Genomic DNA, 25,503 nt, shown 5'->3' on the forward strand with positions numbered 1-25,503 from the left:
TTAGCAAAGTTAATACTTTATTCCTTGCTGACACAGTTTAATTTACATCCTCGTTTTAAATTCTTCTGTGCTATCTTTAAACTCTTATGGAACATACTGCTTAACAAATATTTCAGATATATACCACGAGGCAGAAAAAATTAAATTCTTTGATTCAAAAGAAGATGCGGAAAGCTACATTCTACAAAATAAACTTTCCCCAGTCACCATATTGGAAATTTTCATATAATAGTAAAGCCGGATTCCTCCGGCTTTAACTTTACTTTACCCATTAGCATTTCCCATATAAGTCTTACGAGAAACCTGCTTATTCCAACTCGTTCCATTCTTGTTGAAATTTCCCAAGTACCGCCCTGTAATCCGATTCACAAGATTATTAGGATTACTTGCATCACTTCCATAACGTCTTTCTGCGATTCTATTCGCTTGTCGGGCTATTTCCCAACCTGATTTAGTTTTTCTTCTTTTGATTCAGCTTTTAATTTCAAAAAGTTAAACAATATAATTTCGCCATATCTATTTCTTTTTCCTACGATTAGCCAATTCCTTACCACTGATTCTATTCACCTTCTGACCACCATATACTGCGTGTAATTTATCCCGTTGCATCATCAGCAGATTCCGATAAGGGATAATCTCAAACACTTCTGTATAACTCAGATGCAGCGTGTCAATCAAATGGGCTATCTGCCCGAAGAACGTTGTGTTTCCTACTGTTTCGGTCTTGCTGCCAGCATCGACACGTTCCTCATCGAGCTGACACACTGAAAAGCCGAAATATCCATCATGGAAAAACACACTTCCAAAGCATTCCTAACTTCTTCAAAAGTCCCGTTCTCCAAATTATCAGCCAGTTCCTCACTGCCACAGATGAAACAAGAAATGCCTTTCAGCATATCTTCAGTAGCTTCAGGAAGCTCTTTAATAGCTTCCATGACATTATCTCCAGTCATGCCGATATTGGAAAAATGATGAATGGCACGACAGATAATTTTAATTGTAGGAGGTTTAATGGTATAAACCATCCCTCCTATCTCCACATTCATGAAATCCAGCCCTAACAAAGCATCAGAAACCGTTTTTGCTGCTTGATTCATATTCTTAAACTAAAAGGGGGAATGGTATATATCCATCCCCCGGTTATCACTCTTGTGCTTTTACCAATGTTATCTCTTTTTTAAGAGTGGTATCAACTTCAGAAGGAGTGGTTTTAATATCTCCTGACTGAGTGACGTACCCCACTTTCGACACTTCATAGTGAACGGTAGCCCCAGCATTCACCTGCTTTGACTTGACCGTTGCACCGTCCAGCTTTACGGTCGCATCGGAAGGAGTAGGTACAATGGTTACTGTAGTTCATGCCTGCAAAGCTTTAATCTGCCCCTCTTCGTAGTTATACTCAGAAGAAACGCCTTCAATTCCCGGTTCCTGCACCAAGCCTTTTACAGCGATTGCAATTGCCTTATCCGTATTGGCTTCACGGGAAACAATACGGCATTTTGGGAAGATGAACCAGACATCATCATCGGTCAGACAGAACAATGCTTTGTTGATAATAACTTTATCCAAAGCACGCTTCCAACCCACATCTTTAGATGTTGCCTGAATAACATCGCCACCCATGAACGCTTTCTTTGTCTTCCAGTCATATTGTCCGATAGAGAAAGTTGGTGACACTTCTCCCGGCACATCATCGTAACGGTAATTCTTTCCCGTTAATTGGTTCTTGTACCCAGTGACGGAGGCTTCCGTCTCCTCAATCTGCCACGTTTCCCCGTGTACATTCAAGACCTCATCTTTGGCAGCGATGGCTGCTTGAATCAAAGTTTTTGCAATTTCGGGGGTAATGTCTGCCGTTACCTTATCAATGTCGGCAAACAAGATTCTTTTAATTCCTACTGCTGAAATCATAATCTTATAGTTTTACATTTAATACTTCAAATAAAATTCTCACATTCACATAATGACATTTCAAAGCTGTGTCCGCTTCCGTACCAATTGATTCAATAGAGTAACGATAGGTTGTACTGTCATAGGTGCTTACTACATCATCAAGCAGCTTGCCAGCCTTTCTTTCAAGTTCGTTAAGCCGGATTGTGTTCGCTTCATTCTCGCTTAAATTGGGTACACATAGATTCACTTCTGCGAAAGACTTCTTCCAATACTTTCCCGGCTGTTGTTTCTTTGTGTGGATAACGATTCTTTCAGAGGCCAATTCACCCGTCAGCGTTTCTCCTGCTGGCACTATGCATATCTCGAAAGCCTTGCAATCCCGGTAGAGGATGTTTCCTATGTCGGTGGTTACTATCATACTATCAAATATTGGACGTTTTCGTCATATTCGAGAAATACGTGACAAACCAAATCTCCAAGTTGAACCGTTCCGGCAAATCTTTTTCCAGCCAAATCTGCATCTGATACGTGTTGCCCCGTTCCGTACATATAAATATCCACAAAGCACAATTCTTTCTGATATTCATCTACGATAGCCCACAAGCAAACAGTACCTCGTTGTACTTGAACAGACAATATCCTCGCCCCGATAGGCAGACATAGTTTTGAATGGTCTGCAACAATCAATTCATACTTGAATATTCTTTTCATTTTTCAAATTCTTCTTTTAATCGTTTCTCCGCATATAAAGCAGCACTACTCAAAACATCATACCCTTTAGATTCTACGAATGAAGCGTATTCCGCTTCGTTTTTCAGCGTCAAACCGTCTTTATCGACATCGTAATCATTGGACGTTCTCAAAGTGAGTGTATGGTCTTGATAATCGCCATTTTCCTCTGCGTACTTCACGGCTTCATCGCCTACATCAATCATCTTCTTTTCGACCTCCCATTCTCCTTCATCGAAAAAGGAGTCGACATCTGAGAAATCGAAATCTACATCCATAATTCCGAGTAGTTAAAGTAGTTTGTACTCTTTATCGTGTAGACTTCGCCTTGACCTCTTACGCCATCACCATCCATGCAACGTACTTCATCACCAGCCTTGACAGTAATTCTCTTCTCACACACCACATGATAATTCGGACGATACACAGAGCCGTTATCAGATGAAAACTCTTTGGTAGTGTTATCATCACAACGGCACTTGCATACCTCCTGCCAGTATTCACCACCTGTTCCAGGAATAGGTCTGCCAAACTCATCCTTATCCATCGGGGTGATAACTTTTACCTGCAATATGTGTGGAGCGAATATCATAAAAAAGTCACTTTAGGTTTGTTACTCAGTTCGTCTTTCAAGCCGTACTGCTTACACAGCCATGAGTACAATTTCATTAGGCTATCAACATAATTAGACCAAGACACAGAAAATCCGCTTTCGCTGACCGAAGATGGATTTTGTATCATCCACGGAATTTGCTTTGCACAAGCGACCTCTAATCTTGCCCGATTTTCCTCGGCAAAAGGTTCTTCACCATCCAATCCCGTTCTTGAAAGTATATTTTCAACTACAAGATTAGACGGGGTGTTCTTATCAAATACGCTTAATACAAACTCCTTGTTACTCATGGCTGATATCATTCAATATGGTGTAATCAGTTTACTATATGCGGTATAGCTATAATGCGTACAATGTTTAGATTTATAGATGTATCTGAACGGACATTTGGGAACATTAATTCGTATCCCTTGAATAGCCGCTTCCTCTTTCATCGAACACATCATAGCCGGGTTATTTGCAACCAAGAAGACGGGAGGTGTCATGGTCAGTACAACACAATCAGCCGGAGCCGTTTCCAAAGTGATAAACTGAATATCCGGCAGACCAACATCAACCGATGGATTCACGTATTCACGCTTAGGAGATTCCACACTTGATGCCTGCACGCTCAACGAAACCAAAGACATCATTAAAAAGCCACACATGGCAAAAATAAAATTCTTCATTCCTTTTCTGATTTATAAAATTAGACAATGGAAGGGTAGAAGCACTACCCTATCCTTTTACTCGATACCTAATGCTTCTTTCAGTTTGGCTGTTGATTCTTCATCTAGTTCTGCAACCTTAGCCAAAAGAGTTTCCTCTTTCATGTTGCCGGAAGCCTGCGCACCGATAGACCTCAAAGCGTCAACCAAAGTCTTCTTCTCAAACTCCTTTTCAAAGAGGGAGATTTTCACCTCCTTCTTTTCTTCAGGGGCTTTCACTTCGGGATTTTTTGCCTCAATCCGTTCAGCAAGTCTGCGGCTTTCCATATCCAGCACACGGGCTTCCTCACCGACTTCAATCACTTCACCGGGAGTATAATACTTTCCGGTGAACTTGTCGCGGAAAACTGATATAACCTTTACTTTCATATCCTACCTCCTTATGCTGATTGGATGGATGCAATTTCGCTCAGGTCGAAATTGGTAATCAAGTCCGGGTTGGAAATCTGCGGAATCCACTCGGCCGTATATTCCATGTAGCGACCGTTTTTGTCACGGTAGTTAGAGATAAGCATCTGCCCCTCTGACGGGATATAAGTACGTCCTTGTACCGGGTCTGTCGCTTCATATGGGGTATGATGGCGCATATAACCGATTTGGTCAGAAGGCAACAGAGTAATACGGTTATCCGCGTAAATCTGCACATTCTTTCCCGTCTGGTCTTTCACGTAGTCTTCCTTGATTTCGATGCGAGGCAGACCGATGCCGGTGAACACTTCGGAAGCCAAAGAAGAGGAAACCAATCCCGTACTCAACTTCATTTCGTTGCTGCCGAGAATCATCTTGTACTGCTCACCAAATTCAGATGAACCAAGAATAAGTTTGTTGAAAGATGCACGGGTCATTATCATCTTGGCATAAACGCCATAGTCCGGTGCCAAGGAATGAAGTTTCTCTCTCAAATAAGAGATAAACATATTCTTTCCGTCCACAACCACATCTCCACTTTTCGGCTTGATAAAATTGAACGGAAGGGTAATCTCCAGCAGTTTATTATTGGTCTGACCGGAAGTGATTGCAGCGTCTTTGTTGTAAACGGTGGCTTCACCAAGCATCAACAGCGCACCGACAATAATATCCATACGCTTGTGGGCGGCAAGGGTAATCTGACGGTAGTCGTCTGCCAGGAAGTTTACAATCTCTTCCATTGCAGCCTTTTGGTCGGCTGGCTTAGCTGCATTGAACTTGTCAATCAAATCCTGCAATTCGGAAAGACGGTCAATAGACATCTGATAAGCATCACCCAAATAGGCAATCTCACCATATCCGGAACCGATGTTCCGACGCTCACGGATGGGTTTCTCTCCAAAACGTGAATTGATAGAGCCGGCCATAACTCCGGTTACAGAACCGATATAATCCTTGAACACACGAGTAGTCACTCTGCGGAAAGTAAGATACTGCTGCCAATAGATTGTGTCCTTGCGTGTCTGGTTCACACGTCTGATGATAGCGGAAACAATGTTCGCATCATCGAATAATGTTTGAATCGTTAAAAACATATCCTACCTCCTTACTCGTTAAATTCAAACCATCCCTTCATGTTGGCTTTATCGTTCTCGGAGAACGGTATAACCAATTTTGAGGGTTCAATTTCTGCGGCTGTACGAAGCAATGAAACCAATGTGACTCCGTCCTCAACCTTTGTACGGTTAAACAGAGCCGAATTAGCTACATGCTTTTGTTTTAAACCATCAACTGCAACCGCATTGAATAATACAGCATCTTTGGCGATATTCTCACCAAAAGCAGCCTTGATTGTCAAGACATCATAATTTGCATTTGTCTTGTCGATAGCCGAAACTTCCGCGCCTTTCGTACCGCTTCCGAGAAACATGCCAACGTATGCAAGGGAGTTCTTTTCTACCTTGATAGATAACGCCGTGTCACCGGTTGCGTATGCTTCTACTACTCTCACATTGATTACCGTGTATGCGAACTTATTTTTCAAGTCCGCACAAATCGGTGTAAATCCGGGAAGAAAACTTCCCACTACCAGGTTCTGCGTGTCGAGTTTGAACGGGCCACGTCTACGAATACCGGTCTGGACATCGTAGCGTTCCTCTTGCTCAACGGGCGGAACCAAATCGTACTTAAATCCTGCTGACATAATTAATTCTTGTTTTGTTCAACAATAGTTTTCGTTCCCTCGTCAATCATCTTAGCGATAGATTCAGATTCTTTCTCAATCTTCTTTTCCGCTGATTCGGGAGGGGTTACGCCCTTGAAGCCGTCATTTGCGAACTCCTGCTTCAAGTCCTTGAAATATGCGTCCAAGTCCTCATCGTCCTTGATGGCGCATCGTTTGGCGTAGTTTTCGGGAATACCATACTCCTTTGCCTTTGCCATAATCTGCTCCTGCCGGGTAGCTTGTAACTTCTCTGTCTCGAATTGAGCGAGCTTATCAGAAAGAGGTTTAACGGCTGCACTCACTGCGTTAGCAATAATAGCCGCCATGTCGTCCGTCTTATCTTCCAGCTTCGGATTAGGGTTCTCAATTGGCTTACCGTCTTTAAGGTTATGTTTCTTCTCGTAGTTGGAAACTGCGGTCTTGGAAGCATCCCCGGCACGGAAATCACCATAGGAATTTAGCACGTCCGAGAAGCTGATACCCTCAACAATGGAGTTTACCTTTGTCTCGTCCGTTACACCCTCTGCCTTCTTAGTGGCAATTCGGGTTAAGATAGCAGTGTCCACCCCAGCGAATTTCTGTTGCAGCCCTGCCAAAATTTGTTCTAAGATTGTCATACCGTATGAATTTGATTTATAAATTTCTACGGTAAATTTCGTTATTAATAAAGAAGGTGAGAAATAATCAGATAGGTGATACACGACAATGAAACGATTGTCGTAAAATGGTATAAAAAAGGCGTGAAACCGAATGGAATCACGCCTAAATATTCTTCTTATGAACTAATCAGAAACCCAACATCGCGGCTGGAGGTATATTCAGCACTCGACATAGCAACCTCGCAATTTTGAGGGTCGGTTCCGAACGTCCGGAGATATAGTCATTCACTCTTGAAGGACTTATTCCAATCTCACCAGCAAGTTGCTTTTGACTCATCCCTTTCTCTTCAAGGAATAGCTCTATCAATTCCGCAACGGTCGGTTTTTCTATCGGATAATGTTCTTTTTCGTATGCTATCACAATATCGGACATAACTGTAAGCTCCACCGCATTCTTATCATTTGAAGGCGTATTGTCATCAACCAATGGCAGAAGTTCCTCCACTCTCGCCAAAGCAAATTCATACTGTTCTTTCGTTACTTTATTCATACTTCTATCTCTTAAATGGTTGAACAATCTATCTTATCGTAATCTTTATGAGTACCAACCCAGCGAATGAAGACGTACCCAATTGTAAACTTAACAACGACAACCAACCGATAGTTGTTGCCTCTGATATTGAATACATAGTGTTGATTGCCTACATAATCAACTGAAAGAAAATCCACTTTAATGTCTGATAGATTCTTCCATTCAGCTTTTTCTGCTATATCATACCAACGTTCCAAAGCTATGCGTGAATCTTCATAACCTTTCGTCTCGTAGAATTCCTTCAATTTTCTATGTGATACAATTCTCATACCTCTTTTATTTAATGCAAAAATATGAATTAATTTTGAATTATAAAATTTTTCCAGAAAATATATTCTATAATATAGAATTTAGTAATAAAAAAGCGGAACTAAATTAGCTCCGCCCAATAGTACTATAAAAACATGAAGCAATGAATTATCCCTTGGGGTTAGGAGACGCTGCATTGTTATTCTTTGCCGCTTGCTCCTCCTTGATTTCTGCAAGCTCCTCTTCTACCCTATCAGCATTCCCGGCAAACATGATTCCTTCACGCGTTGACCAGATGCCACCACTGACAGCGGAAACGGCAGTAGTTACCTTATCGTTCAAATCGTCAATCATATAGGGAACCAGTTTTGTTTCTATGTCAATGGTCTGTGATGCCTTGCTGAACTCGGTCGGATTAATTTCCCCTAAAGCAGAAACAATGAAATTTACCCTCCGTTGCAGGAACTCACCGATAACCTCGCCGTGATTTTCCACCGCCATGTGCGCTCCCATAAACATGAAGCGGAAAGCAGTGCCGGAAGCCTTGCCTATGCCTTTCAATGTCTCAAAAGAGATACGTGGAGTGTTTGACATGTCGTAAGCCATGTTAGTAAGCGTTTCCGCTTCAAATTTAATAGTATCAGGCACCTGCGACCACGTCAGATACTGCGCATCCGCACCTTCTCCCGTCAGTTTCACCATCCGGTCTTTTGTTTTCCCCATGAAGCCCTCCACATCGCCAATCAGCTTCAGCAACGGGAAAAAATGGTAGTCGATGCAGTCGGCATAATTGGAAAGAAGTTTCTCCAGCCGGACACGAAAAGTCTTAATCTTACTACAATAGGGTTCGGGACGGTAAGCATAAATAACCGGTAGCTTTCCAAATCCGTGGGCGAAAGAGGTTCTTTCCTCGTAGCCTTTAGATAAATCCCATTGATAGACCTTCTTGTCCGTGATAGTCATAAAGCAGGTGACTTCCGAACCGTCCATGAGTTTCTTCTTGTACTCACGGGAGAAAGCGACCAAATCACCCTCATCGTTGAAGAATGGATAGAGCTTGTCCCCACGGAACGGGGACCATAGTACGCTTTTCAGTTTTTTAGTAGGCTTCACTTTGCCGCCAAAAGCAGTTTTCACCTTCTTCCAAAACTTAGTCCAGAACGAATCATCATCAACCACATACCAGTATTCAGCCACCTCCTGCTCAGATAACCAAGAACGGACAACCTTCTTGTTCTGATATTTGATTTTGTTGGATTTAAATACAGCCTTTACCGCATCCAGTAGCTTCTTTTCATCATCATCAGTTGGAGTGCAATCCATAGACGGTTCTGTGCCGACCGTGAAAGCAGTTTGAATGTTCACTATATCCTGTTCCAATGGAATGGAGATACGGTTCACTGGTTCTGTTTTATACCTTGCTTCGATTTCATAAGTCTTACCAGTTTTTTCATCGAAGTGCTTCTCAGCTTCTTTTTCAAGAACCTTTCTGTCCGGATACTTCTTTTTGTCAACCATAATTTCATGGCGTTCCGGATTCCAATCGTCCCAAAGTTTACAACAGTCGGGAAGTTCAGTCTTCCTACCTTTCTTCAGGTAGTTTATCTTCTGCCCGATATCGGGTAATGCTAATATTTCTTCTAAATTCAATGGCATAGCTTATATTTTTAGTGTGTGAATATTCCAGTTAAATCTTTCGGCTTCTGAATCTTACCAAGAAGCTCACCCAATACATAGTAACGTACAGCATCTATTCCGTGATTATCATGGTCTTCCGGTTCGTTGATATAGCTCCCGTCCTTATCCTTTGCCCAAACATACTTTCTGAACTCGCTTTGCAAGTTGTACGAGCGTTTGGTTATATAAATCTCCATATCTTTCATTTTGTCAATTCCGGCATTGATAGAGCCTGCACCTTTCTCTACGGCATATATCTTGATTCCTCCGTTGTGTATCTCTTGAATCAAACGTGGGTCTGCGCTGTCGGCAATGACTTTCAATCCCCACGGGCGAAGAGTCTTGATGATGTCAGAAGAAAGCAATCCAGTACGGTAATCCACTTCATCCAAGTAAAGGGCGTTATCAACGATACCACAACGAATGGAAGCAGACGGGTCATGCGTATAACCGAAGTCTTGCCCGAAAGCAACTTTCTTTGCCCAAGCCGGGAACTCGTCAACAATTCCCCACTTCTTGAACACAGCACCTTCTGCAACGTCAGCCCAGCGACCGATAACCACATGAGCATACTTTTCAGGATTACTCACCTTCATATCTTCCACCTCTTTCAGGAACTCAGGAGAAAGGTTATCCAAGTTATCAAAATACGTAGTATGGATATGGAGCACATTCGGATGAGTGGAAATCTGAACCTGCACACCGTCAATCTCTACCAGCTTGTGAGTTTTCTCAATGTATTTCTTGTAGATGAAGTGATTGGAATCGCATGGGTTCATTATAATGATAATCCGGTTCTGAATACCCTTCTTGCGAATGGAGAGCATTATCTTGTCGAACTCATCTTCGCTTGTCCACTCTTCCGCTTCATCGCAGACGAAAGTCGTAATGCCTTGAATGGATTTCAGTTTTGCTGTCTGGTTCCCGGAAGAAGTCTTGATACCCCGGAACATGATACGGCTCTTAGTCATCTTATTGACTATATCCGTCTTTGTGGTCTTGAAATATTTCGTGGTTCCGTCCAAATCTATCTTCTCCATCATTTCGGGGATGATAGACATACCGGCAGAAACCATCGTGTAACGGGTGTAAAGAATCTGATGAACTATCTTCTCTACGGGAGTCATTTCAAAAGTCAACCGCTCAATAAAGGTAGAAGCATTGAAAGACTTTCCGCTACCACGCCCACCGGTGATAAGAATTATAAATTTTTCCTTATCCTCGTATAATGGATGGTAAATTTCTTGAGGTACTATCATTTCAGCTTGTCTTTAATCCAGGAATCAATGTTGATGCCATGCTCTATGTCTGTTGGAATATCAGCGTCTTCATCTTGTTTGCGTTCAATCTTTCTCCAATCTTCATCATGGTGGTACAGCCAAACGGACATTGCTTGCAAATTAGGAGCCAACTCGCTTTCGCTTACTTGTAATTCATCTTCGCCCGTCAAATTCCCTTCTGAATCACGGAGCTTTCTTACCACGGTGCTTTTGGTTTTTATGCCACCGAGAGCCATTGCAAGGAATTTAGCCCTTACAGTGGCATTGATTGTCGCACGCCCACGCGCTAAGACTTCGGATATTTCGGTGTACTCACTTTTCTTTTCGCAGAAAGTTTGTGGTAAAATCCCTATGGCATAAGCAATTTCCTTGTCAGTGAGCCCCTTTTTGGCATACGACTCTACGAGAGAAAGAAAGTCCTCGCTTGTGTAGTCAAACTTGGGCTTTCTTCCTCCTTTGCCTTTTCTGTTTTGAGATTCACTATTGCTCATATTACTTATTCACTCCAAGGATTTTCATCTTCTTCCTCAACGTAAATCCGTTTTAGTCTATCAGATACTTCTTTCAATTCATGTTTCATCTGCTTTACATGAAATTCGGCAGGCATGGGAATTTTCATTGCGCCTAATAGGTTATCTATCGTGTCGACAACTTCCGTAAATTCATCTGGTGCAATCACATATCAATCTATTCTTTCTATTTGTTCATCAAATACTTCTCCCTTTATGAACTTCATATCCGGTCCATAACCGAATCGTTCACAGAAAGCGGCTTTCGCCTCATAGGTATCAAAAGACAACATCACATAGGCATCCATGTTCTCGGCTTGCTTCTGTGCATTCTCCTTTACCTGTTGTTTGACTTCCTTCATGTGGGCTACCTTTTCGGCACGTTCCAACTGTTTGGCGGCCTTATCGGCTTCTTTCTGTTCGGAAACCGGGGTCATCATATCAGACAAAGCATCCGCAATAGAGTTTTCCCCTTCGGTCTGCAAAAGATAGTCGACACCAATCATATTCAAGTCTGCATCGGTCAGACCTGCATCTTTCCAGTCAATATCAGGAACAATACGGGCAAGAGCGTCAAAATCCCATGTCCCTTGTGCATTAGGGTTGTTCATTAGAATGTTTAACTCCTTTTCCTGCTGCTCGTCCACGTCTATGACATCGACACGAATGCGGTAGTCGTTATCGGGAAACTTTTACAATTCGTCCATGACAGACAAACGCTGGTGCCCGCTGACTACGGTAAGACCTGTACGCTTGTTCACGACAATTCCACCGACTAAACCAAACTTCTTGATGCCACGTTTCAGTGTCTTACGTGATTCATCGGAAAGTTTCCGGGGGTTATAATCTGCAAAGTGAATGGCAGAACGATTAAGTTCCATCGATTCACTCTTTATGTATTTTGACAATTCCATATCATCCATTAGTTAAACCCATATAAATTCTTCGAGATACTTTTCTTGCGCCATCTTGTTGTTTCCCCTCGTTATACCCAAAGGTTCGTTCAATGTATCGAATATACTTTCTTGCAATAGAGTTTACTCTGTTCAGCCTATTACCCGTTAAAGTACGAGATAGTCTGTATCTTTGCTCTGCAATATCATCAATTGATTTTCTTCTGACTCGGCTTTCCTTCTATTGCTTTTGTTGATTATTATACTCCCAAAGCACCCTTTCAGCCATTGGGAAAACTTTGTAAATTCTCTGTAAATCTTGTGGGTAATTATTCTCCATCCAAAGCATACAATCAAGATTGAAACCTACTCCCGAACTGGCTTTCAATGAATATCGAACTGGTTCGGGTAAATTGTGCTGCCTCATATAAGCAAGAATATCCTTTTGTGTCCAATCAGCCAAAGGATAAACCATACCGTTATTCTCGTAACCGTTTACCTCATACCCTTTCAGCATAAGCCTGCGGTTCATACCATCGGCTTTTTTCATGCCTAAAAATGTGTAATAAAGCCCATAAGTAAGCTGCATAGCCTTTACCACATCTGCCAACTTCAATAGTTTCACTTTCGGATTAGGCACGCAATACATACCTCCACGAAGAATATAAGTAAGATTCCAGTGAGGCACTTGCACAAACTCAATCTTTGGATATTTGACTTTAGTCCAGCCAATCCATCGGTTAATGTGCTCCAATTTCTTGACGAAGTACATGAACACACAAACAATCCGGTCAAACTTCGGATAGATTAAATCAAGCAGAACAAGCGAATCTTTGCCAAGTGATAAAAACAGTAAAGCCTCATTCGATTTTACCCGAATGAGGTCTATATACCGGTTCGCTTGTTCTACCTTGCTCATAGCTAACCACCACTTAAACCAAATGAAGTACGAAGGTCACTATAACGCTGTCTGCGTGACCCCAACTGTGATGTACCAGCTTCACCGCCACGTCTGGCAACCAATCTACCACCAGCCCCTGCACCGTTCATATTTCTGCGAGGCCCGGCTACTCTGTTAATTCTTCTTGCGACTCTGCTTTTTAATTTTAAAAGTTAAACAAATCAATCTATATGTCTCTCTAATATCTTGCCCAAAGTATAATCCATTTGTGCAGCAAGATACTCTTCGCCTTGATGTTCGTAAACAATATCATTACCGTTTTCATCTGTGAGAATAACTGCTTCTGCTACTTTCACTTCAACGATAATATAAGGACGTTTACCTGTATATGCACCTGTCAGAAGCTTGATTGCATCGTACTTGATAGGCTTTAATTCTATTTCACCTTCTTCAGGCAGTTCTGCATCAGCCGGATATTCTTTGCCGCCACATAGGTAAGTGATATACTTCTTAGCGTTAGTTGGTCTGATTTCACGGTATTCGTGGGTTTTCTTTCCTGCCAAGATTTCATCGAAATACTTCTGTTTGATACTTAATGTAAGAATGTTCATAATCGTGTCAAATTTAAATTAATACTCAATAGTTGCGGAAACAGGACTCGAACCTGTGACCACCGCCAAGTCAAAGCGGTAAGCTAACCAACTGCTCCATTCCGCGATAGTACCCCAAAGATACTACCACAACCAAAGATAACGAAATATCTTCAATCGTTATACACGACAATCGGCTTATTGTCGTGAACTAAGCCATTTATCCCGTCTTTCTCTGCATGCCTCTAAGGTAGGCGCACAACAAGCAAACAGTTCGCCACTTTCAGTACGATAGTCATATTGGTACATTCTTACTCTCTTACCTTTCAATTTGGTAGTGTAAGTGCAATAGTTCTCTTTACCGGGCTGGCATACGCTACAACCTCTTTCGTCGTTAATTGAGTTCATAATCATTTATCAATACTTACTTAGTAATTTGTAAAACATTCGCCTTTTCTCTATGTATTTAAGACCATTTCGTCTAAGACCTCGCTTTGATTTTGATACAGTCATTTGGCAACCTGCAACGCCAACGCAGATGTAATTTGAATGATGCCTTTTAGCTTCTTTGAAAGCCCACCAAATCGCTTCACGACAATATCTATAGCTATCATTTTGAACACCCTCGTATCCTCTACTCAAAATGAAGTGGCCTATTTCATTTGCTTCTTCTTCTGAATAGCATATTGTGAATATATTATTCATCCTTTCTTTGTTTTACTTGTTCAACCAAAAACTTTTTAAAATCATTCTTGTACTGGCTGTGAATGATTTTATACTGGTGGGATAGGTTAGGCAATTGTTTGTAACCTTTGCTATACAAGAATTTGGCTACAAGCTCAATTTTTGCACGGTTACTAAATCCTCTGTCTTTGCACATGTTAGTTATACAGACATTCGCCTTGCTGGTAGGCTTCTTTTCAACTGGTGGCATGTATTCATGTCTGTCATAAGCGTGCGTTCTTGGATAGCCAACTTCTTCACCTAAATATTCACCTGTGATGCAATCAAATTCACCACTAATTAAACTATCTGCTATTTCACCCATAATAATCAATATTTATGTTTCACATTCAATCTTTCTTCACTCGTATAAGCCACTACAAGCCCAGTTTCATCATGCTGTATGGTGATGTACTTTTCGCCCCTCTCTATGGTGGTAAAATCGCACATACTACATAGCTTACCTAACACTTTGCCCAGTTGCTTCATTAGTGGGGCTTCAGGACTGATAACTAAAACTAAATCTGCTTTCATAATCGTGTATATTGTGGTAGCCCGAAAGCTGGAAAATCCACTCAAAGTAGCCCCCTTAATTCAGAGCAATTTGACCCCTGTTAAATTTTTCCATTCTTTCATTCTGTTCATTCTTGTTTTCTTCGTATTCTTCCTGTCAGTTATGCCGGGTTCTACATTAAATTTCGTTTATAAATATAACGATTCTTTTTTACTTTTACATTTGCGTAGCGACTCTCCGAAGAGCTCTATACGTATAGCCTGATGTACAATTCTGTCCAGAACGGCATCGGCAATCGTCTTTTCTCCAATAACGTCATACCAATCCCTTACCGGGACCTGTGATGTTATGACGGTGGATTTTTTACCATGCCTGTCCTCTATGATATCCATCAGGTTCATCCGCCCTTGGGAATCGAAGGGTTGTATGCCAAAATCATCCAGTATAAGCATGTCTAACCTCTCGATTTTCTTGAGTTCTTGCAGGATTGTACCTTTCGCCTTGGCAACCTTAAGCATCCCCATAAGTCTGGATGTGTTGGCGTATAGTACTTTATATCCTTTCTGGCAAGCCTGGAAGCCAAAAGCGGTTGCCAGATAACTTTTTCCTGTTCCGGCACTTCCGGTAATAAACATGTCTTTGCGTTCCCTGACAAACGTCAGGTCAGCCAAACGCTGGGTAAGATTCTTGTCCAGCCCCCTTTCCACTGAGAAGTCTATTTCTTCAATGGTGGCCTTGTATCTGAAGGAGGCCTGACGGATAGCTCTCTCTACCGCGCGGTTTCTGCGGTCATCCCATTCACTTGAGACCAGCCATGAGACGAACTGGTCGGTAGTCATGCTCTCTGTCCGATGTGTTTCCAAACTTGTTTTAAAGGCATAATACATACCTTTAAGATTCATTCCTAACATCTTTTCCAATGTGTCCTGATTCATTTCCATATTGCATCTGGTTGGTTTATTGATAATATTCTTTTCCTCTGATATTCTCATGGGAAGGCATCTCCGTTTCTTGCCCGGCACTGTCTTCCAACGGGAACTCATCCTGCCGGTTGTTAAGGATGCGCTCGATGATGGGATAATTGTACAGCCCGTAACTTGTAGCCCAACGGCAGGCATTGGTCAACCGGGTGTTGCCGACCCTGCGTGCGAAGCTAAGAATGCCCTGACACGATTTATAGGCTTGTTCCGGATGCTTTTTCTCTTCCATAACCTGACGGATATATGCCTCCACATCCGGATGGATAGCCGCCGCTTCACGTATAAATTTGTCCGGGTTCCATTCCGTGATATAGCGATGGTGTGAAGCCAGGTGCTCTTCCAGGGTCGTGTACCGGCAACGGGCCCTGTTGCGGGTATGGGAAGCAATCAGCTCGTAACCGTAATAGATGCATACCTCGCGTGAGGTATATAACAAGATGACCTTCTTGCCTATATAGCCGCAAGGCACACTGTAGTAATGGGCATCTTCCCCCAGGCGGACATGGCCGTTTTTCATCACGGTAGCCCTGTAATGCTGTTTGAGTTCAAAACGGATGGGATTGAGCTTGCGTAAAGAATCACGTTCTATCTCCTCGAACTGTTCCCGCCGACTGTATTTACGGTCTGTGAGCGGAGTGTTGTTGTGGAGTTCCAAGGCGACACGGATAGCCGCGTTCAGTGAATCAAGGTCATAAAACTCTCGTTCCTGTATCTTTGGATAGATACTGCGATAGATCAGTTTAACGGCACCCTCGACCAGTGCCTTGTCACGTGGCTTGTAAGCCCTGGCGGGAATTACGGTACAGCCGTAATGTTCGGCAAAGGCTGCAAAGTCCTCATTCAGGATGGCCTCGTATTTACTGCTCTTGGTAACGGCGGACTTGAGATTGTCCGGGATGATGGCAGAGGGAGCCCCCTGGTAGTATAACAAGGCGTTTTCCGAAGCACAGATCAAGTCCTCCTTTTTCTGGCTCATGACCGCTTCCACATAGGTTAACTGGCTGCAGGGCAGAATTGCGACAAAAACCTCCACCGGGATGATTTCGCCCGTGTCAAGGTCGATGATGGAGAGTTTGTCACCGGCGAAGTCTATGAACACTTTATCACCGGCCTTGTGTTCAAGATACATGATGGGACGGCTGCAGGCTATATGCTGCTGAATCAGAATATAGAAGCGGGTGCGTCCGTAACCATCCGGATGGGAAGAGAGGTACTCGCGATGTAAAGCCTCACGGGTAACACCTTTCTTCTGAAGCCGCTTGCAATATTCGGGCAACAACGACTTTAGTTCTTCCATCCGTTCGCTTTCTGTCTTTACTCTGGTCTTTTCGTGGAATAACTCCGAGAGTTCCTGGTCCGATAGAGACAGTACTCCTTCATAATCCAAACCGCTGCGCTGAAATACCTGTAAGTATTTCTTGACCGTGTTGCGCGAAACGGTTAACATACTACTGATACTTTTGGTCCCATAACCCTGAGAGTAACAGCGTAACACTTGACGAATCTTTTCCATTCCTAATTGTTTATTGGACATAACTGACTTTTATTTGTTTTTAACAAACAAAATAGAATTATAAACCGGGTAAACAAGAATGAAACTCACTTTTTAGGGGGGCATTTTAAAGTGAATTTAAGGGGTCACTTTCGAGTGAATTTGGGGGATCACTTTAAAGTGAACGGAGGGGGGCAATGGTGAGTGAATTTTCCACAAAAAGGTCATAAATAAAGCAACTACAAGAGAACAAAAGCTCTATCAAAGAGACAAAAATAGAATAGCTGAATATTATACTCAAAGCATCAAAGAAGATGCTAAAGTCATAGATATTCAGCTGAATCTTCATGGATATACTAATCTAAAAAAATAATCAAAAACTCATTTTGCTAAATTTGTTTTTATCGTTTTATACAATAAGATATGCCCCTTTATTTATATGAAAAAGCAGAGCTTTGACCGAGACAGTTATAAGAAATACTACTGGGGAGAACTTGAAAATCCCGATGTGTTCAACGAATTAAAGAACAAACTAAATATCTAAGATTATGATTGACTTTCTAACCATCATACTCCTAATATTCGGAGTACTGCAAATCATCCTCTTCTTCAAGGTATGGGGAATGACGAATGACATCAAAGAGATAAGGAACAAGTACCTTAAAGACGAGGATGAGAAACGAAGACAAAAAGCAGAATACGACCCAACTCCCAAAATCAGCGGTGGGGTTAAAACAACAATATAGCCGGAATTATTTCCCGGCTTTTTCTTTCCCTATTCGCGAGTTGTGCAAATGTTGTGCAACTATCATAAAAAGAAAATGCTAACAAGTTGTCAATGAACCTATTAGCATTTTTTCTTGTGATTCCGTTGCGATTCGAACGCAAGACCCACGCCTTAGAAGGGCGTTGCTCTATCCAGCTGAGCTACGGAACCAGCCTTAATTGCGGTGCAAAGGTACGCTTTTTTACGAATATTGCAAATTTTTGTATCACCTTTTTTCGTTACCTATGTATAAAAGGCTCATTTGCTACATAAAAAGTAATGATTAGTTACCTTTACAAACAAGATACACGGTATTTATATACAGATGTATTAAAACATTTTGCAAATTATCAATGTTACTAATTATAAAAAGTAAAAATATGGAGGAATATTCAAGTAGGAAAAGTAGCATTGACCCGAAAATGAATGAAAGAGTAATAACAACTAAATTTTAAAGAGATGGAATGGGAAAATCAGTTGATACAGGAATTGCAATGGTCAAATAAAATCAGCAATAAGGCGAGTAAGGAATTGGTAGCCCAGGAGATTGCCGGACTGGCCAAAGACGGTGATGTCATAGGAGCAGGCTCCGGCTCTACCGTTTATCTCACTTTGTTTGCATTAGCTCAACGAGTTAAACAAGAATCTTTGCATATAGAAATCATTCCGGCATCTGCCGAAATTTCGATGACATGTATACAGCTTGGCCTGCCGCAAACTACTCTGTGGAATAAGCGTCCGGATTGGACATTCGACGGTGCAGACGAAGTGGATCCGCATAATAACCTCATCAAAGGACGTGGTGGAGCCATGTTTAAGGAGAAGCTCCTAATTAAAAGCAGTGGTAAGACTTACATCATTGTCGATGAGAGCAAGCTTGTCAGCAAACTGGGGAGCAAATACCCCATACCGGTAGAAGTATTTCCACATGCTCTCTCCCATGTGGAAAACGAGATACGCTTATTGGGAGCTTCAAAAATCAGCCTACGTCTTGCAGAAAGAAAAGACGGTCCGGTATTTACCGAAAACGGTAATTTCATTCTTGACATTCATCTCAGCAACATTGTTCCTGATTTGGAACAGAAACTGAAAGCCATTACCGGGGTTATCGAAAACGGGCTGTTCATCGGTTATGATATTACAGTCCTAATGGCAAACCGCTGATGTACCAAAGTACAAATAAGGCAGTCCATGCCAATAGAATGACTAAAGAATATCTCCAAGTATACTTCAGCAGTGAACCATAAGTGGATTGCCTATCATATTGCTGCATATAGGTCAAGACAAGTGGCATGTAGAACATAAAAGGTGTTATGGCATTTGTTGCACTGTCACCTATACGGAACGCACATTGGGTCATATCCGGCGAAATGCCCATACTTGCCAATACCGGAACAAAAATGAAAGACATGAAAGCCCATTTAGCTGTGGCAGATACCATAAAGAGATTGACCAGCGCCGTAAAAAGAATGAAGAGAATCAATATCCATAAACTACTCAAAGAGGCGGAGGACAGCAGATTAGCGCCTAAAATGGCAATGCACTTGTCCAAGTGGGAATATTCAAAACAAGCAAACATCTGTGAGGCAAAGAAAGCTATCACAAAATAAACGCCCAGCAGTTTCATCGGCTGCGTAAGTCCTTCTATCACATCACCGTCCGTACGGTATCGGCCGGAGGCAAAACCATAGACCATCCCCATCAAACCTATTCCAAACGAAAGCAAAAACAGAATACCAACTATAAACGGAGAACGAATCAACCCACCATTGACACTCCGCAATATCCCCCATGAAGAGAATGTAGCCCACAGAATAATGGCAATATACAGCAAGCCTGCAAATACAGCTCCCAACATAGCTCTCCGTTCCTTGCGGGACAGTTGTTTGTAGCCATTAAAATGAATATCCCCTGCATACATTCCCAAGTGCGGCAACAAGCTCCTGCGGGTAATATGATAAATGATGAATGCAAGCAGGAACGTGGAAACAAAGAGAAAATAATAATTGCACAGCGGTCCAGTCTGCCCCGGAGCAATATTCATCCTATCAGCCGCTTCTTGCGTTACAGAGGCAATCATGGGGTCTAATGTACTCAAAAACACATTAGCGCTATAGCCACAAGAGACTGAAACATAAGCTGTAATTATACCTCCAATGGGGTGCAGACCGACAGACTGGAACAAAGTTGCAGCTATCGGCAACAGAATGATATATCCTGCATCTCCCACTATATTGGACAACACTCCTAAGACAATGACCAGCAGAATAATGCGCCAAGGATCACGTGGACGTCGTACCCCCCTGCGAATACATGCATCGATGAAACCCGAATGCTGTGCCACCCCTATTCCGAACATAGCCACAATCACCAGCCCTAATGGAGCGAATCCCGTAAAATTGGTTATGACATGGCGCAGCAGCCAGCGTATGCCCTCCGGACTCAGCAGGCTCTGCACCCGTATTTCTTCTCCAGTCTGCGGTTGCAGCACGCTCAGGCCATAGACATCGAATATCCATGAAAGGAGGATGACTGCCAGCGTCAGCAGGAAGAACATCGTAGCGGGATGTGGCATTCGGAGTTTACTCATCGTCGGCTTCCAGATTGTCTATATTCAAGATTCGAAGTTCCAATGCACGCACCACCAGACGAGTGGCATTCACCCCCACCCGTTCACTAGGCGGGAAAAGACGGCCGACCAAGTCATTCTGCCGTTTCTCCAGCGACTTGACTCCAAAAGGCATTCCCCTAAGATTGGCAATCATTTCTTTGGTATAGCCCAATGCCAAATGACGGAGGAAACGCTCGTCATACTCATCAATATCATAGCTTATGATTGCTTCCTGACGTTTTGCATCATTCAGGACAGATTTCTTGAAGCGTTCCACTATCTTCTCCAGTATCGGATAGTTAAAGACCAGCTTCTTGCCGTCCATCACTGCCTGCACATCGGTTTTGGTCAGCAACTCTCCGGTTTTCAGGATAATGCCGTCGGCACCGGCCTCAAGTACGTCCACCCATAACTTCTCATTCAATATTTCTCCCGTGAATATCAGCACATGTACTCCCGGATAACGCTTGAAGATATTCCGGCAGATGTCCACCCCGATTGTGGTCGAACCTCCCAGTCCCAAGTCCAGCAGAACAAGATCCGGCACGCCGGCTTCAATCAATGTCCAGAACTCCTGCTCAGTCATAGCAGTACCTATTACCTCCGCATTGGGAATTTCATGGCGGAAAATCTCTTCCGTCCCTTTCAGCTCCAACTTGACATCTTCAACGATGATTACTTTAAATTTTTTGTCTTCCATATTTCATTTTTTCGGTAGCGTAAAATATATTGTAAAACCTCCTTCCTTTCCCGGTTCGGCATTGATACGGCATCCCCGGCGTCCGGCAAACTCGTCATGGTCGCGGATAATCTGCTTGCACACCAGATATTCCGTACCATACAGTTCTCCTTTCTCACCGGCCGTCATGCGGGACAAGTCGGGATAGAACAATTGGTTCAATTCTTCACGGGTCTTTTCCCTGCGCATATCTGTAAACAGAAAACGTATAAATTCCCCATCTTCCCGGGCCGACAGACAGACAGCTCCATCCAGAGTTACGGAGCAAGCCTCGTCTATCAGGTTTTCAAGCAGGAAACGCAACTGGTTCCAGTCACCGGTAATCCGTCCTTCCAACGGTTGTATCTTAAAATCAATATGCGCCTTGTTTCCCTTATACACTTTGCGGAAATATTTCCCGGCAGTAGCCATAAGTTCCGGCACAGATATTGTCGCACGCCTGAAAGTCACCTCTTCCAACTGGCGGGAAGCGCATGAACTGAGTGTCGTAAAGATACCTTTGTAATACTCTATCAATTCGCTGATGGCAACCACCGTTTCCCGCTCCTCCGCTTCTGTCTGTTTGCCGGACCGCAGTTTCCCTATCAGCTGCTTTATCTTGTTCGGATAATAAATCGTTTCATGCTTGATGGTCGAGAGACAATTATCCAGCACCATGTTCTGTACATGCAGCAAACTGTCTTCCCAGGAAGCTCGCCGGGCTTCATCTTGAGCCACTTCGATGTCCCGGTATTTCGTAGCCAACTTAACCACTGCATTGAAGATTACAATGGAGACATAACGGGCTATCAGTTCCAAAAGCAAATGGTCGGTCTCCTGCTCCGTACCTTCCCTGCGTTCCAGACACAGCACACCTATGCAACGACACATATTTCCCGCATCCACAACAAGCGGCAATGTTTGTATACCCTTTTCCGATATGTACTCTTGCTGCTCAAAGCAATTCTCCATATATTTCCTCCAGATAGGCAACTCGTCCACGGCGGTATCTTCCACTGGATTGGAAGTGTATTCCAGCTTATGTGTAGTCTCGTTGTATACAGCTATGCTTAACCGGTCGATACTCAAAAGTTCGTTCACTGCATCAAAAGCGGAACCTACAATCTGCCGCGGGATTTCCTTCAATGTATCCTCCTCACGCTGCAACATTTCCTCCGTATCCGAAACCGGCAACAAGGAGGCATTGAACACCTTTCCATTAATTTCCAGTACTTGCTCCAGATTCCAGCGGTTCACCAGACGTTTACGGAAGTAGAGTATGTAATATCCCAACAGCAATACGAACAGCAAAATCACCGCCAGCAAAATGCCCACCATCTTGTTGTTGGTGGAACGCTCCAGCTGCCGGCAATATTCTTCCAAGGATTGGTCTTCTCCCAACAGTTTGTACAAGGTGGTGTAGGCAGCATTATTATAACTATAGTCATCCCATTGCTTCAATGCAAGAAATGAGACTGCCGCTTCATTCCTGATATCCAGAATTACATGGAAATCCGAATTGAACATCTGGTTCCACCAATCCAGTTCCGCAGGCGTCCCGTCTCCGGTCAGCGTCATATAGCGATGTATAGGATGGGCGTATTGCTTGTAATGTTCGTTCAGGCAATACATTGCCGAATCTATGTATTGTAAAGCCAGTTCGTATTCTCCGTCCACATTGCAGTAATAAGCTTCATTGGCATAATCGGAGGCTTCGTCCAGCAAAGCTTCGTATTCATTCTGTGCAAGCAGTGCCAAAGAATCCGGCAACACCTCTCCGGAAGCAGTCTGTTCCACAGCATGCCGGCAGGATGACATGCACAAAAACAACACGACGAGCAACACCGACACGGACTTACGGATACCGGCAGGCAGACGGAAATAAAAACGGCTGCCTTTTCCCAGCCCGCTCTCCACATTGAACAGACAGACCTTGAACAAATCATTCGTCTTGCGATATTTTTCAATGATGCCCTTACAGTTCATCAGTCCAAAGCCACTTCCTTTGTTCTTCCTCAATTCCTCCTTGTCGGGAGCGTCACTCATACCGATGGCTTTCGAGTCATATACTTTTTCTCCCACGATGCGGGCTACATCTTCCGGTGACAATCCACAACCATTATCCTCTACCGAGATTTCCACGTAATCCTCCTCCTGCCGTGCATATACTTTCACCATACCGCCCTGAGGGGTATATTTACGGGCATTCTCTGCCAGTGTATTTATCATAAACAATGTAAGGGCTTTGTCTGCCTTCACCCGGATATCCGTAGGCTGCACCTCCAACGACTGTCTCTTCATCTCGAATGTACGGCTTCCTTTCCTGAGCAGCTCGAAAAGTTCATTCAATTCGAACGTCTCTATGTTCAGGCTAAGGCTTCCTTGCTTCATCTTTATCCAAAGGGCAAGAATATCATTGTATTCGTTGATGGTAGTAACCAACTCGTCGATATACTGGTATTTCTCCTCCTTTATCCGTTCCTCTTTGATGAATCCTTTTTGAGTCAGTTTCTGCACTTCGTTGATGATACGGTCTATGTACGGATGAATCCCGTTGACAATAGCCATACATGCTTTCTTTATCAGATTTTGCCGTTTGTTCCCCGCGATGTGCTGCTCGTAAATGTAGCGTTGCTTTTCCAGTCTGCGGCGCTCATCCCCAAGGGAGATGGACGTCATGCCGTTGTCGATTGCCCATTGGATATAGGGGGTTATCACCCGTACCATCGCCTGCTCATCCTTGCTCATCCGACGCGGGAACACTAATTGCCCGTTGTCTATGCGGATGTCCTTCACTCCAAACAGCTTTTCCAATTCCGGGCAGACAGCCGTCCGGATAGAGTCGATGATTTCCTCCTCAGTCTGTGCATCTGCCGGAATGGATGCCGTTATCTTCTGACAGATATCCAGCATCAGCTGCAGACGGCGGAGATGCACTCTGTTCCGGTCTTTGGAACGCTTGTTGAAAAACCAGAAAAAGAGGGATACAAGCACGAAGCCCACAATGACCAGTGACAACACGACGTTGAGCTGCCCCGCCTCCTTTTCCAATGCTTGATAGCGGCTTTCCAGCTCTTTATCCTGGCGTGTATCTTCAAGGATATCCAGGTAAATATTGCGGTTATAGTCTGATTTTTCTTTCATCCCGAGTCCTGCATACGAAACGCTCAACTGTTCACGAATACGTGAAATCCACTCGGGCACGGTTTTCAGTTTCTGCTCCATCCATGCCTTCTCCGCACAAATCGTATCTCGACGGTCAAATGCTTTCAGCCAGTCCAAACTATCGTGGCAGTCATAGAAAAGGCGGTGATGGTCATTTACACATTCCAGAGCAAGTTTTAGCGTGTCAAGAGCTTCTGTATAGTGACTGTGGGCATTCAGGTATTTGCCGATAGATACATATGCACCTGCTATCTGATACAAATCCTTGTATTGGCTGAATTTTTGCAATGCCAACTGCCCCAGACGCATGGGAAGCAGCGAATCTACCGGTACTCCAAAACGTGTCAAGGCATGGGAGCGGCGGTCTTGAAAAAATGCGTAATTATCCGGTGAAGCCATCAAGTTGGCAAGTCCCTGCACTCCATTGCCCTCAAAGTAAAGATAGCCCTTGCGCGAAGCCAACTGCCATGCGGTATAGAGCTCATCAAATTCTCTCAGTCTTCGCTCATCCGGTGTCTCACCCTCGCATAAGGCAGCAGAACCTTTGATGTAGTGATAATACAACAGCTGATTGGTATCTGCCAGCAACTCTTGTTTTTTAGTAACTTCATTAATAGAGGCTACAGCTTCCGGACGCTGTTGCAAATAATAATAATACACAGCAGATACAATATAAAATTCCGAACGGGCATAATTCAAACGCATTTGCTCGTGTTGGTCCACAAACAGATTGTCATCCTCCGCTATTCTTTTCATACGGTGCAAGGCACTATTGCGATAATCGTAGAACTCCTTGTTCAACGCCGTCCGCTGATAAATCTTCATCAAACCGATGTCGGCAATAAGGAGTTCCAGTTCATTCTTGGTCAGATTATAGACATCCATATGAAACTTTTCGGCCTGCTCAAAATCCATGCGCATAAAAGCACAAAAGCCCAGATTATTGGATGCTTCCGCTTTTCCTTGTTTATAGAGGCTGACTTCACGGTAGGCCCTTGATGCCGCATGGCAGGATGAATCCAGGTTTTTATAACGAAAAGCATAAGCCACCTGGTTTAGAGAGTCGATAAGGCGTACTTCCTTCATGGGTGCCGTTCCCACACACGAAACCATTGTTGTACAAAGGCACAACAACCCCGCAAACCATATAAAAGAAAGTCGTTTCATAAAG

Annotated in this window: 32 protein-coding genes, 2 tRNA genes and 1 pseudogene; 2 read left to right on the forward strand and 33 right to left on the reverse strand. The window is 43.3% G+C overall.

Features of this window, described 5'->3' with window-relative positions; all coding sequences use genetic code 11:
• Positions 1–516: 516 nt before the first annotated feature.
• The 29 genes and pseudogenes from DXD78_RS12850 to istA all read right to left on the reverse strand — a co-directional run bounded on the left by DXD78_RS12850 (position 517) and on the right by istA (position 17,093).
• Positions 517–765, reverse strand: a complete 249-nt coding sequence (locus tag DXD78_RS12850) for a hypothetical protein (protein WP_226790325.1) — start codon at positions 763–765, stop codon at positions 517–519.
• Positions 711–1,097 carry a hypothetical protein gene (locus DXD78_RS12855; RefSeq protein ID WP_009038455.1) on the reverse strand — a complete coding sequence of 129 codons (387 nt, stop codon included), beginning with the start codon at positions 1,095–1,097 and terminating at the stop codon, positions 711–713. Before DXD78_RS12855 ends, DXD78_RS12850 begins: the two co-directional genes overlap by 55 nt.
• 259 nt (positions 1,098–1,356) lie before the next feature.
• Entirely contained in the window at positions 1,357–1,911 is a 555-nt protein-coding gene (locus DXD78_RS12865; RefSeq protein WP_009038457.1) for a hypothetical protein, read from the reverse strand.
• A gap of 4 nt (positions 1,912–1,915) precedes the next feature.
• A complete protein-coding gene (locus tag DXD78_RS12870) occupies positions 1,916–2,311 on the reverse strand; it encodes a hypothetical protein (RefSeq protein WP_009038458.1) in 396 nt (131 codons plus the stop codon).
• Positions 2,308–2,604: a hypothetical protein gene (locus DXD78_RS12875; RefSeq protein WP_009038459.1), complete on the reverse strand. Its 297-nt coding sequence runs from the start codon at positions 2,602–2,604 to the stop codon at positions 2,308–2,310. The genes DXD78_RS12870 and DXD78_RS12875 overlap by 4 nt, the downstream gene beginning before the upstream one ends.
• Entirely contained in the window at positions 2,601–2,900 is a 300-nt protein-coding gene (locus tag DXD78_RS12880) for a hypothetical protein (protein ID WP_009038460.1), read from the reverse strand. Before DXD78_RS12880 ends, DXD78_RS12875 begins: the two co-directional genes overlap by 4 nt.
• Positions 2,891–3,214, reverse strand: a complete 324-nt coding sequence (locus DXD78_RS12885; RefSeq protein ID WP_009038461.1) for a hypothetical protein — start codon at positions 3,212–3,214, stop codon at positions 2,891–2,893. Before DXD78_RS12885 ends, DXD78_RS12880 begins: the two co-directional genes overlap by 10 nt.
• The gene (locus DXD78_RS12890) at positions 3,211–3,525 is read right to left on the reverse strand and encodes a DUF6706 family protein (protein WP_022400898.1); all 315 of its coding nucleotides are present in this window, start codon (positions 3,523–3,525) and stop codon (positions 3,211–3,213) included. Before DXD78_RS12890 ends, DXD78_RS12885 begins: the two co-directional genes overlap by 4 nt.
• Positions 3,526–3,537: 12 nt before the next feature.
• Positions 3,538–3,903 (reverse strand): hypothetical protein, encoded by a 366-nt coding sequence (locus DXD78_RS12895; protein WP_009038462.1) that lies wholly within the window; start codon positions 3,901–3,903, stop codon positions 3,538–3,540.
• A 57-nt stretch (positions 3,904–3,960) separates the two neighbouring features.
• Entirely contained in the window at positions 3,961–4,311 is a 351-nt protein-coding gene (locus DXD78_RS12900; protein ID WP_009038463.1) for a hypothetical protein, read from the reverse strand.
• An 11-nt stretch (positions 4,312–4,322) separates the two neighbouring features.
• Positions 4,323–5,444 (reverse strand): hypothetical protein, encoded by a 1,122-nt coding sequence (locus tag DXD78_RS12905; protein WP_009038464.1) that lies wholly within the window; start codon positions 5,442–5,444, stop codon positions 4,323–4,325.
• A gap of 11 nt (positions 5,445–5,455) precedes the next feature.
• A complete protein-coding gene (locus DXD78_RS12910; protein ID WP_009038465.1) occupies positions 5,456–6,052 on the reverse strand; it encodes a head fiber protein in 597 nt (198 codons plus the stop codon).
• Positions 6,053–6,054: 2 nt separating this feature from the next.
• Positions 6,055–6,690 (reverse strand): hypothetical protein, encoded by a 636-nt coding sequence (locus tag DXD78_RS12915; protein ID WP_034529785.1) that lies wholly within the window; start codon positions 6,688–6,690, stop codon positions 6,055–6,057.
• 169 nt (positions 6,691–6,859) lie between these two features.
• Positions 6,860–7,222, reverse strand: coding sequence for a type II toxin-antitoxin system HigA family antitoxin (locus tag DXD78_RS12920; protein ID WP_009038467.1), 363 nt, complete (start codon positions 7,220–7,222; stop codon positions 6,860–6,862).
• Between the two features lie 11 nt (positions 7,223–7,233).
• Positions 7,234–7,533: a type II toxin-antitoxin system HigB family toxin gene (locus DXD78_RS12925; protein WP_009038468.1), complete on the reverse strand. Its 300-nt coding sequence runs from the start codon at positions 7,531–7,533 to the stop codon at positions 7,234–7,236.
• Positions 7,534–7,681: 148 nt separating this feature from the next.
• A complete protein-coding gene (locus DXD78_RS12930; protein WP_009038469.1) occupies positions 7,682–9,169 on the reverse strand; it encodes a phage portal protein in 1,488 nt (495 codons plus the stop codon).
• An 11-nt stretch (positions 9,170–9,180) separates the two neighbouring features.
• Positions 9,181–10,449 carry a PBSX family phage terminase large subunit gene (locus DXD78_RS12935; protein WP_009038470.1) on the reverse strand — a complete coding sequence of 423 codons (1,269 nt, stop codon included), beginning with the start codon at positions 10,447–10,449 and terminating at the stop codon, positions 9,181–9,183.
• Positions 10,446–10,961, reverse strand: a complete 516-nt coding sequence (locus DXD78_RS12940; protein WP_009038471.1) for a hypothetical protein — start codon at positions 10,959–10,961, stop codon at positions 10,446–10,448. The genes DXD78_RS12935 and DXD78_RS12940 overlap by 4 nt, the downstream gene beginning before the upstream one ends.
• A gap of 5 nt (positions 10,962–10,966) precedes the next feature.
• On the reverse strand, positions 10,967–11,149 hold the full coding sequence (locus DXD78_RS12945; RefSeq protein WP_034529787.1) for a hypothetical protein: 183 nt from the start codon (positions 11,147–11,149) through the stop codon (positions 10,967–10,969).
• Between the two features lie 3 nt (positions 11,150–11,152).
• Positions 11,153–11,893: pseudogene (locus DXD78_RS21495) on the reverse strand (ParB N-terminal domain-containing protein).
• Between the two features lie 220 nt (positions 11,894–12,113).
• Positions 12,114–12,791 (reverse strand): phosphoadenosine phosphosulfate reductase family protein, encoded by a 678-nt coding sequence (locus DXD78_RS12955; protein ID WP_009038474.1) that lies wholly within the window; start codon positions 12,789–12,791, stop codon positions 12,114–12,116.
• Between the two features lie 203 nt (positions 12,792–12,994).
• Entirely contained in the window at positions 12,995–13,384 is a 390-nt protein-coding gene (locus DXD78_RS12960; RefSeq protein WP_009038475.1) for an ASCH domain-containing protein, read from the reverse strand.
• Between the two features lie 32 nt (positions 13,385–13,416).
• Positions 13,417–13,490, reverse strand: a tRNA-Val gene (locus DXD78_RS12965).
• 71 nt (positions 13,491–13,561) lie between these two features.
• Complete coding sequence (locus tag DXD78_RS12970; RefSeq protein WP_008656488.1) at positions 13,562–13,771, reverse strand: DUF3873 family protein; 210 nt, start codon at positions 13,769–13,771, stop codon at positions 13,562–13,564.
• 9 nt (positions 13,772–13,780) lie between these two features.
• Positions 13,781–14,068: a hypothetical protein gene (locus DXD78_RS12975; RefSeq protein WP_034529790.1), complete on the reverse strand. Its 288-nt coding sequence runs from the start codon at positions 14,066–14,068 to the stop codon at positions 13,781–13,783.
• Positions 14,061–14,411 (reverse strand): hypothetical protein, encoded by a 351-nt coding sequence (locus tag DXD78_RS12980; protein ID WP_034529792.1) that lies wholly within the window; start codon positions 14,409–14,411, stop codon positions 14,061–14,063. Before DXD78_RS12980 ends, DXD78_RS12975 begins: the two co-directional genes overlap by 8 nt.
• Before the next feature lie 5 nt (positions 14,412–14,416).
• On the reverse strand, positions 14,417–14,620 hold the full coding sequence (locus DXD78_RS12985; RefSeq protein WP_009038477.1) for a hypothetical protein: 204 nt from the start codon (positions 14,618–14,620) through the stop codon (positions 14,417–14,419).
• Positions 14,621–14,788: 168 nt separating this feature from the next.
• A complete protein-coding gene (istB, locus tag DXD78_RS12990) occupies positions 14,789–15,541 on the reverse strand; it encodes an IS21-like element helper ATPase IstB (protein ID WP_009038478.1) in 753 nt (250 codons plus the stop codon).
• A 16-nt stretch (positions 15,542–15,557) separates the two neighbouring features.
• Positions 15,558–17,093 carry an IS21 family transposase gene (istA, locus tag DXD78_RS12995; RefSeq protein ID WP_034529844.1) on the reverse strand — a complete coding sequence of 512 codons (1,536 nt, stop codon included), beginning with the start codon at positions 17,091–17,093 and terminating at the stop codon, positions 15,558–15,560.
• Between the two features lie 527 nt (positions 17,094–17,620).
• Between istA and DXD78_RS13000 the strand changes: the two genes are divergently transcribed.
• The gene (locus DXD78_RS13000) at positions 17,621–17,818 is read left to right on the forward strand and encodes a hypothetical protein (protein ID WP_009038480.1); all 198 of its coding nucleotides are present in this window, start codon (positions 17,621–17,623) and stop codon (positions 17,816–17,818) included.
• A gap of 117 nt (positions 17,819–17,935) precedes the next feature.
• Here DXD78_RS13000 and DXD78_RS13005 read toward each other — a convergent pair.
• Positions 17,936–18,009 (reverse strand) — tRNA-Arg (locus DXD78_RS13005).
• 288 nt (positions 18,010–18,297) lie between these two features.
• On the opposite strand from DXD78_RS13005, the gene rpiA reads away from it, so the two are divergent.
• Positions 18,298–19,002, forward strand: a complete 705-nt coding sequence (gene rpiA / locus DXD78_RS13010; RefSeq protein ID WP_009038481.1) for a ribose 5-phosphate isomerase A — start codon at positions 18,298–18,300, stop codon at positions 19,000–19,002.
• On the opposite strand, the gene DXD78_RS13015 is transcribed toward rpiA, so the two are convergent.
• Genes DXD78_RS13015 through DXD78_RS13025 form a run of 3 tightly spaced genes read right to left on the reverse strand, consistent with a single transcriptional unit; the run spans position 18,977 to position 25,499 of the window.
• Positions 18,977–20,428, reverse strand: coding sequence for an AbgT family transporter (locus tag DXD78_RS13015; protein ID WP_009038482.1), 1,452 nt, complete (start codon positions 20,426–20,428; stop codon positions 18,977–18,979). The two genes, rpiA and DXD78_RS13015, sit on opposite strands and share 26 nt — an antisense overlap.
• Entirely contained in the window at positions 20,421–21,149 is a 729-nt protein-coding gene (locus DXD78_RS13020) for a DUF5932 domain-containing protein (RefSeq protein ID WP_005829066.1), read from the reverse strand. The genes DXD78_RS13015 and DXD78_RS13020 overlap by 8 nt, the downstream gene beginning before the upstream one ends.
• A 3-nt stretch (positions 21,150–21,152) precedes the next feature.
• Positions 21,153–25,499: a DUF5113 domain-containing protein gene (locus DXD78_RS13025; RefSeq protein ID WP_034529794.1), complete on the reverse strand. Its 4,347-nt coding sequence runs from the start codon at positions 25,497–25,499 to the stop codon at positions 21,153–21,155.
• Positions 25,500–25,503: the final 4 nt, after the last annotated feature.

The sequence above is a fragment of the Bacteroides sp. D20 genome (assembly GCF_003436255.1).
Taxonomy (GTDB): Bacteria; Bacteroidota; Bacteroidia; order Bacteroidales; family Bacteroidaceae; genus Bacteroides; species Bacteroides uniformis.